The sequence below is a fragment of the Streptomyces sp. NPDC060205 genome (assembly GCF_042728395.1).
Lineage (GTDB): Bacteria > Actinomycetota > Actinomycetes > Streptomycetales > Streptomycetaceae > Streptomyces.
This window is the reverse complement of sequence record NZ_JBHWZP010000427.1, coordinates 1-6,849: the sequence shown is the minus strand read 5'-3', so window position 1 is coordinate 6,849 and position 6,849 is coordinate 1. Positions and strand designations below refer to the sequence as shown.

At 68.3% G+C, this 6,849-nt stretch carries 9 protein-coding genes; 4 read left to right on the top strand and 5 right to left on the bottom strand.

From position 1 onward, the window contains the following. Positions 1 to 196 (bottom strand): hypothetical protein (locus tag ACFWGJ_RS39980; protein WP_387333868.1); only part of this gene is annotated, 196 nt, incomplete at its 3' end. A gap of 129 nt (positions 197 to 325) precedes the next feature. After that, positions 326 to 976: a DNA-3-methyladenine glycosylase gene (locus ACFWGJ_RS39975; RefSeq protein WP_387333867.1), complete on the bottom strand. Its 651-nt coding sequence runs from the start codon at positions 974 to 976 to the stop codon at positions 326 to 328. A 169-nt stretch (positions 977 to 1,145) separates the two neighbouring features. On the opposite strand from ACFWGJ_RS39975, the gene ACFWGJ_RS39970 reads away from it, so the two are divergent. The 3 genes from ACFWGJ_RS39970 to ACFWGJ_RS39960 all read left to right on the top strand — a co-directional run bounded on the left by ACFWGJ_RS39970 (position 1,146) and on the right by ACFWGJ_RS39960 (position 3,194). Next, positions 1,146 to 1,931 carry a sporulation protein gene (locus ACFWGJ_RS39970; protein ID WP_387333866.1) on the top strand — a complete coding sequence of 262 codons (786 nt, stop codon included), beginning with the start codon at positions 1,146 to 1,148 and terminating at the stop codon, positions 1,929 to 1,931. Positions 1,932 to 2,006: 75 nt separating this feature from the next. Beyond that, positions 2,007 to 2,546 carry a YbhB/YbcL family Raf kinase inhibitor-like protein gene (locus ACFWGJ_RS39965; protein ID WP_387333865.1) on the top strand — a complete coding sequence of 180 codons (540 nt, stop codon included), beginning with the start codon at positions 2,007 to 2,009 and terminating at the stop codon, positions 2,544 to 2,546. A 144-nt stretch (positions 2,547 to 2,690) separates the two neighbouring features. Continuing rightward, the gene (locus ACFWGJ_RS39960) at positions 2,691 to 3,194 is read left to right on the top strand and encodes an HNH endonuclease (protein ID WP_107017795.1); all 504 of its coding nucleotides are present in this window, start codon (positions 2,691 to 2,693) and stop codon (positions 3,192 to 3,194) included. Positions 3,195 to 3,403: 209 nt separating this feature from the next. On the opposite strand, the gene ACFWGJ_RS39955 is transcribed toward ACFWGJ_RS39960, so the two are convergent. The 3 genes from ACFWGJ_RS39955 to ACFWGJ_RS39945 form a co-directional block, all read right to left on the bottom strand. Further along, positions 3,404 to 4,339 (bottom strand): SPFH domain-containing protein, encoded by a 936-nt coding sequence (locus ACFWGJ_RS39955; protein WP_107017794.1) that lies wholly within the window; start codon positions 4,337 to 4,339, stop codon positions 3,404 to 3,406. A gap of 168 nt (positions 4,340 to 4,507) precedes the next feature. Beyond that, the gene (locus tag ACFWGJ_RS39950) at positions 4,508 to 4,939 is read right to left on the bottom strand and encodes an NfeD family protein (RefSeq protein WP_387333864.1); all 432 of its coding nucleotides are present in this window, start codon (positions 4,937 to 4,939) and stop codon (positions 4,508 to 4,510) included. 95 nt (positions 4,940 to 5,034) lie between these two features. Then, on the bottom strand, positions 5,035 to 5,826 hold the full coding sequence (locus ACFWGJ_RS39945; RefSeq protein WP_387333863.1) for an ABC transporter ATP-binding protein: 792 nt from the start codon (positions 5,824 to 5,826) through the stop codon (positions 5,035 to 5,037). 134 nt (positions 5,827 to 5,960) lie between these two features. Between ACFWGJ_RS39945 and ACFWGJ_RS39940 the strand changes: the two genes are divergently transcribed. Further along, the gene (locus tag ACFWGJ_RS39940; protein ID WP_387333862.1) at positions 5,961 to 6,749 is read left to right on the top strand and encodes a hypothetical protein; all 789 of its coding nucleotides are present in this window, start codon (positions 5,961 to 5,963) and stop codon (positions 6,747 to 6,749) included. Positions 6,750 to 6,849: the final 100 nt, after the last annotated feature.

Here is a 6,849-nt window from a genome sequence, read left to right as displayed (position 1 = left end):
CCGATTTCCTCGGTGCTTTCCAGGTTTTCGCTTTCGCGTTTCCCTTTCCGGCGATTCCGACTCTACCAGACCCTTTCAGGCCCGATTCCCAGTCGGTGGGATTTGCCTTTTGGCCTTGCGGCCTTTTGACATTCACTACGTTAGCCGATCCCCTCGGCAACTCATAATCGAGTTCCGCGAGTTCCAATTCAGGCATGCGGACATGCTGAATGGACCCCCGCTGAGAGGAAGTCGTAGGTAGTGGGTTGGCCACTTCCGGCTGCTGGCTGAACGCAGTACCCGGTTCAAGCGGCTCGGGCTACGTTACGTATCGCCCAAGGGCGAGTCAAGTTCGGCGGCGGCGGGGGGTGTGGGCCCGATAGGGGCTCACCGTCGGGTCGTTGGTGATCCAGAAGCGCCACGGGTGGATGCCTCCGTCGCCGGACACTCCGGTGCGCGGACCGCTGAGTACCTGGTCGGAGGTCACCGGGGTGCCGTGCAGAAGGCTCAGCGGTGAACTCTGCGAGGCGCATGCGTCCGTACCGTCGAGGGAGCGGTCGACGGCCAGGGCCGTGGCCAGACGGGCCGGGCCTTTGGCCAGTTCTCGGTCATGTCGGGCCGAAAGTCGACGTTTGCGAGCCACTTCGACGCCTTCGGTGATCTCTCCCGCGCGGAGCAGGACCGCGCTCGCCCGGCCCTCCGGGCCGCAGACCAGGTTCATGCAGTGCCACATGCCGTAGGTGAAGTAGACGTACACGTGCCCGGGCGGACCGAACATCACCGCGTTGCGGGCCGTCGGGCCGCGGAAAGCGTGGGAGCCGGGATCGTTCGCGCCGTCGTAGGCCTCGACCTCCGTGATGCGGAGCTCGATCGGATCGGCCGAACCGTCCGGGTCCGTACGGACGAGGACGCGTCCCAGGAGGTCGGGGGCGACCTCAAGTACAGGTCGGTCGAAGAAGTCCCGGGCGAGGGGCGTACGGTCAGGGGCCGCGATCATGGCTTACGAGCGTACTTCACACGTGCGAGTGCGTACGGGGTGGTCAGGGAGCGCGCGTCTTGCCAGGGTGAAGGCGCGGAACCGGACCCGGCTGGATCGCGTATGTATGGATCAAGGATCCGATCCGGACCGAACAACAACGGGGCGTTGCCCGAAAGAGGAGAAGACGATGGGGTTCAAGCGGCTGCTTGCGAGCCTGGGTGCCGGTGGGGCTTCGGTCGAGACGGAGCTGACCGAGGTCAACGTCGTCCCCGGTGGTGTCGTCCAGGGTGAGGTGCGGATCCAGGGCGGATCCGTGAACCAGGCGATCGAGGGACTGTCGGTCGGGCTGCAGGCCAAGGTCGAGGTCGAGGGCCACGACGACCAGGAGTACAAGCAGAACATCGAGTTCACGAAGCTCCAGCTCGGCGGTGCCTTCGAGCTTCAGGCCAACGGCGTGCACGCGGTGCCGTTCGGTCTGGAGATCCCGTGGGAGACGCCGATCACGAACATCGCCGGCCAGTCGCTGCGCGGCATGAACATCGGTGTGACCACGGAGCTGGCCATCGCTCGCGCGGTGGACTCGGGTGACCTGGACCCGATCAACGTGCACCCGCTGCCGGCGCAGCAGGCGCTGCTCGACGCCTTCATCCAGCTGGGCTTCCGCTTCAAGAGCGCGGACCTGGAGAAGGGGCACATCCGCGGTACGCGGCAGAAGCTGCCGTTCTACCAGGAGATCGAGTTCTTCCCGCCGCAGCAGTACCGCGGCCTGAACCAGGTCGAGCTGACCTTCGTCGCGGACGACCGCGAGATGGACGTCGTCCTGGAGATGGACAAGAAGCCGGGTCTGTTCAGCGAGGGCAGCGACTCCTTCCGCTCCTTCCAGGTCGGACTCAACGACTTCCAGGGCACCGACTGGGCCGCGTACCTCAACCAGTGGCTGTCCGAGGTGGGCAGCCGCCGCAACTGGTTCTGAGGCGCCCAGGACCTGGCTGGTCCTAAGCTCGGGACGGGACTTTTCAGGAGCAGGAACCGATCAGGAGGTGCCGAGGTGACGGAGTCCACGAGGCCGCCGCTTCCCCATGACTTCCATCCCGTCGTGCCGTCCTTCACTGTCACGAGTGAGGACGTCCAGGCGGGTGGGACGCTGAAGGACGCCCAGGTCCACGCGGCCGGGAACACCTCGCCGCAGATCCGCTGGGAGGGTTTCCCGGCGGAGACCAAGAGTTTCGCCGTGACGTGTTTCGACCCGGACGCCCCCACGGGGAGCGGCTTCTGGCACTGGGTCGTGTTCGACATTCCGGTCTCGGTGACGGAATTGCCGGCGGGTGCGGGCACGGGGAAGTTCGAGGGACTGCCCGAGGGCGCGGTTCAGGCGCGCAACGACTACGGGTCGAAGGACTTCGGGGGTGCCGCGCCTCCGGCGGGTGATCCGGCACACCGGTACGTGTTCACCGTGTACGCGGTGGACCAGGAGAAACTCGGTCCGGACTCGGACGCCTCACCGGCCGCGGTGGGCTTCAATCTCCGGTTCCACACCCTCGCGAGGGCCCAGTTCGTCGCCGAGTACGCGGCTCCCGCGGAGAGCTGACCTTTCACCGAGTGTTTGCCCGCCCCTGGTCTTGGAATTGATCAGGGGCGGGCATTTTTATTGCGTTGTCCATCTCGGCGTGCCCGGCCAGAGTTGATCCACGCCCGCCAGGTGGTGGGCCGGTGCACATGGGAGGTGGGCTGGATGCGGGACACGCTGGTGCTGAACGCGAGCTTCGAGCCGCTGTCGACGGTGACGTTGAACCGAGCCGTCGTTCTGGTGCTGCAGGACAAGGCGGTCGTCGAGCAGGCCCACCCCGAACTGCGTATGCGCGGAGCCGCGCTGGACATACCCGCGCCCCGGGTGATCAGGCTCTGCCGATACGTACGGGTGCCCTTCCGAAGACAAGCACCGTGGTCGCGGCGAGGTGTGCTGGTCCGTGACCGGCACAAGTGCGCGTACTGCGGTCGGCGGGCGACCACGGTGGACCACGTGGTGCCGCGGGCTCAGGGGGGTCAGGACTCGTGGCTGAACACGGTGGCGTCCTGCGCGGAGGACAATCACCGGAAGGCTGCTCGGACGCCTGATCAGGCGGGGATGCCGCTTCTGCGGCGGCCGTTCGAGCCGACTCCTGCGGATGCGATGTTGCTGGCGCTGGGGCGGGATGATCTTGAGGCTCTGCCGGAGTGGCTTGCGCAGCCGGCGTAGTCGCTTCGCCGGGGGTGGTGCGCTGTCGGGTGCGGGTGCGGGTGCGCTGTGGCTGGTCGCGCAGTTCCCCGCGCCCCTAAGGGGCTTTCCAGCCCCTCCGGCGTTTGAGGAGCGGGGGTTCGGGGGCGGAGCCCCTCAGACAGGGACGGGAACGGGTAGGGGCGGCGGGGGCGAAAACTCCGCCTCCGCCGCCCCCGACCAAGGTGAGGTCAGTCCACTGACGGCTTCTCTCGGCGTTCTGTGCCGCCGCCGCCCTGGTTGCCGCCGCCCATCGGCCCGAAGTTGCCCATCGCGCCGCTCAGCCCCTTGAGCGCGTCACCGATCTCGCTGGGCACGATCCAGAGCTTGTTCGCGTCGCCCTCGGCGATCTTCGGCAGCATCTGGAGGTACTGGTAGGCCAGCAGCTTCTGGTCCGCGTCACCGGCGTGGATGGACTCGAAGACCGTACGGATCGCCTGGGCCTCACCCTCGGCGCGCAGCGCGGCGGCACGCGCCTCACCCTCGGCACGGAGGATCGCCGACTGCTTCTCACCCTCGGCGGTGAGGATCTGCGACTGGCGGATACCTTCCGCGGTGAGGATCGCGGCGCGCTTGTCACGGTCCGCGCGCATCTGCTTCTCCATCGAGTCCTGGATGGAGGTGGGCGGCTCGATCGCCTTGAGCTCGACGCGGTTGACGCGGATGCCCCACTTGCCGGTGGCCTCGTCAAGGACTCCGCGCAGGGCCGCGTTGATCTCCTCGCGGGAGGTCAGGGTCCGCTCCAGGTCCATGCCGCCGATGATGTTGCGGAGGGTGGTGACGGTGAGCTGCTCGATCGCCTGGATGTAGCTGGCGACCTCGTAGGTCGCGGCGCGGGCGTCGGTCACCTGGTAGTAGATGACGGTGTCGATGTTCACGACCAGGTTGTCCTGGGTGATCACCGGCTGGGGCGGGAACGGCACGACCTGCTCGCGGAGGTCGATGCGGTTGCGGATCGAGTCGATGAACGGGACGACGATGTTCAGGCCCGCGTTCAGGGTCCGTGTGTAGCGGCCGAAGCGCTCGACGATGGCGGCGCTGGCCTGGGGAATGACTTGGATGGTCTTGATCAACGCGATGAAGACCAACACCACCAGAATGATCAGGACGATGATGATCGGTTCCATCGTGGCTCCCCGTACCCTTCTCCGCCTCGGTGCTTCCGGAAAATCTCGTGACTGCCGTGCATCTCGTGACCGCCGACGATCTCGCAGCTGTCGAAGATCTTGCTGGACGAGTGTGTCAGACCACAACTCGCCACGTGCGACGTTCCGTTCACTGGACGCCCTGGGAGGTCACACGACGATCGCCGTCGCCCCCTCGATCTCCACGACATCGACTTCCTGGCCCACGTCGTAGGCGCGGGTGGTGTCGAGTGCGCGTGCGGACCAGATCTCGCCCGCGAGCTTGATCCGGCCTCCCGAACTGTCCACTCTCTCCAGGACGACGGCCTGTTTGCCCTTCAACGCGTCGATGCCCGTGGCCAGTTGGGGCCGCTGGGCGCGATGCCTGGCCGCGACGGGCCGTACCACCGCGATGAGCGCGACCGAGACGGCGGCGAAGACGACGACCTGGAGGACGACACCGCCTCCGAGGCCCGCGGTCACGGCGCCCGCGACGGCGCCGACGGCGAGCATTCCGAATTCCGGCATGGCGGTCACGACCAACGGGATTCCGAGCCCGGCCGCGCCGATCAGCCACCACACCCATGCGTCGATGTCGTTCACATGGTCATGGTAGGTCCGCAGGTCCCGTCCCCGACAGGGCGCACTTCCGGTTGTGGCGGGTGTTCCCGGTTGTCAGGACAGGTCGGTCGGGTCGGTCAGGACAGCGGCAGGCCCTGGGCGGTCCAGCGGTCGCCGGCCTGGCTGACGACGAGCGGGAGGCCGAAGCACAACGAGAGGTTGCGCGAGGTGAGTTCAAGTTCCAGCGGTCCGGCCGCGAGCACCTTGCCCTGGCGGATCATCAGGACGTGGGTGAAGCCCGGGGCGATCTCCTCCACATGGTGCGTGACCATGATCATGGAGGGGGCGATCGGGTCGCGGGCCAGCCGGCCGAGACGGCGTACGAGGTCCTCGCGGCCGCCGAGGTCGAGACCGGCGGCGGGCTCGTCGAGGAGCAGCAGCTCGGGGTCGGTCATCAGGGCGCGGGCGATGAGGGTGCGCTTGCGCTCGCCCTCGGAGAGGGTGCCGAACCTGCGGTCCACGAACTCGGTCATGCCGAGGCGGTCGAGGAAGGCGCGGGCGCGCTGCTCGTCGACCTCCTCGTAGTCCTCGTGCCAGCCGGCCGTCATGCCGTACGCGGCGGTCAGGACCGTCTGCAGGACGGTCTGGCGCTTGGGGAGCTTCTCGGCCATGGCGATGCCGGCCACGCCGATCCGCGGGCGCAGCTCGAAGACGTCGACCTTGCCGAGGGTCTCGCCGAGGATGGTGGCGGTGCCCTGGCTGGGGAAGAGGTAGCTGGAGGCGAGGTTGAGGAGGGTCGTTTTTCCGGCGCCGTTCGGGCCGAGGATGACCCAGCGCTCGCCTTCCTTGACCGACCAGGAGACCTGGTCCACCAGAGCCCGGCCCTCTCGGACCACGGATACGTCCTCAAGCTCCAGAACATCGCTCATGAGCGCGCTGTCTCCCATTGCAGTCTCGGCCGTCGCTGACGTCTGTGGACGCAGCCCCCAGGGAAAACCTACGCCACCGGTCGACCCGTCCAATCCATCGGCCGGTCCTTAAGCGGTTCCTTAAAGTGGGAGGCATGCTTTCGGAACCACGTTCAGGACGGTTGGCGGCATGGGGAAACGCACTGTTGGCCGGATTTGTCTCACCGGATGACGCGGTGGTCGCCATCGTCGGGGAGGACGCCGTGCACCGGGTCGCGGGGCTGCCCGGCGAGACGGGGCCCGTCGGGCTCTCGCTCGCGCTGGGGCGGCTGCGCACGCTCGGGGCGAGCGGTCTGCGGGTCGCGCTGCCCGCGCCCGGGCATCCGCTCGGGCTGAGCGGTCCGCCGGATTTCAACGCGCGCGCCCTGGAGGCCGAGGAGGCCGTCGTCTGCCACGGGGTCGCTCTCGGCCTCGTACCCGAGGTGTACGAGGCCGGGCCCGACGGCGATGTGCATGTGGAGGTCGTCTGGCACTGTCTGCCGGTGCGCGAGGCGCCGCCCGCCGATGTGCCGTCCCTCGGGGAGGCGGAGCGGGAGCTCGCGGAAGCGCTGCGGGATGCGACCGAGGTGCTGTCGCGGCTGGATGTGGCGGGCTCGGGGCCGGTCGCCGAGGCGGCGATCGACGCGTACCGGGCGCGGGCCGAGCGGGACGGCGAGGTGCTCGCTCCCGGCTATCCGCCCAGGGCGGTGCGGGTGCTGGCGCTGTCCCGGCGGATCGGGCTGCTGGTCTCGGTGGCGTACGGGAACGGGCACGGCGGGGCTGTGAGCGCGTCGGAGATGGCCGCGCGCGCCAAGGCGCTGCGCCCGGTCGAGCGGACGGCCAGGCGGGCTCAGGTGGCGGCGTACAACGCGTTCGTGGAGGAGCGGGAGCGCGGGGTGCGCTGAGGGCCGCGGCGGTCGCCGGGGGCCACGACGAGGACGAGGGCCGTGGCGAGGACGGGAGTCATGGCAAAGACGAGGGCCCCGCGGACCGTGTGGTCCGCGG

Excerpts from the sequence above, each read along its gene's own strand:
- ACFWGJ_RS39945 (WP_387333863.1), bottom strand. The coding sequence starts at position 5,826 with ATGAGCGATGTTCTGGAGCTTGAGGACGTATCCGTGGTCCGAGAGGGC.
- ACFWGJ_RS39955 (WP_107017794.1), bottom strand. The coding sequence starts at position 4,339 with ATGGAACCGATCATCATCGTCCTGATCATTCTGGTGGTGTTGGTCTTC.
- ACFWGJ_RS39960 (WP_107017795.1), top strand. The coding sequence starts at position 2,691 with ATGCGGGACACGCTGGTGCTGAACGCGAGCTTCGAGCCGCTGTCGACG.
- ACFWGJ_RS39940 (WP_387333862.1), top strand. The coding sequence starts at position 5,961 with ATGCTTTCGGAACCACGTTCAGGACGGTTGGCGGCATGGGGAAACGCA.
- ACFWGJ_RS39975 (WP_387333867.1), bottom strand. The coding sequence starts at position 976 with ATGATCGCGGCCCCTGACCGTACGCCCCTCGCCCGGGACTTCTTCGAC.
- ACFWGJ_RS39970 (WP_387333866.1), top strand. The coding sequence starts at position 1,146 with ATGGGGTTCAAGCGGCTGCTTGCGAGCCTGGGTGCCGGTGGGGCTTCG.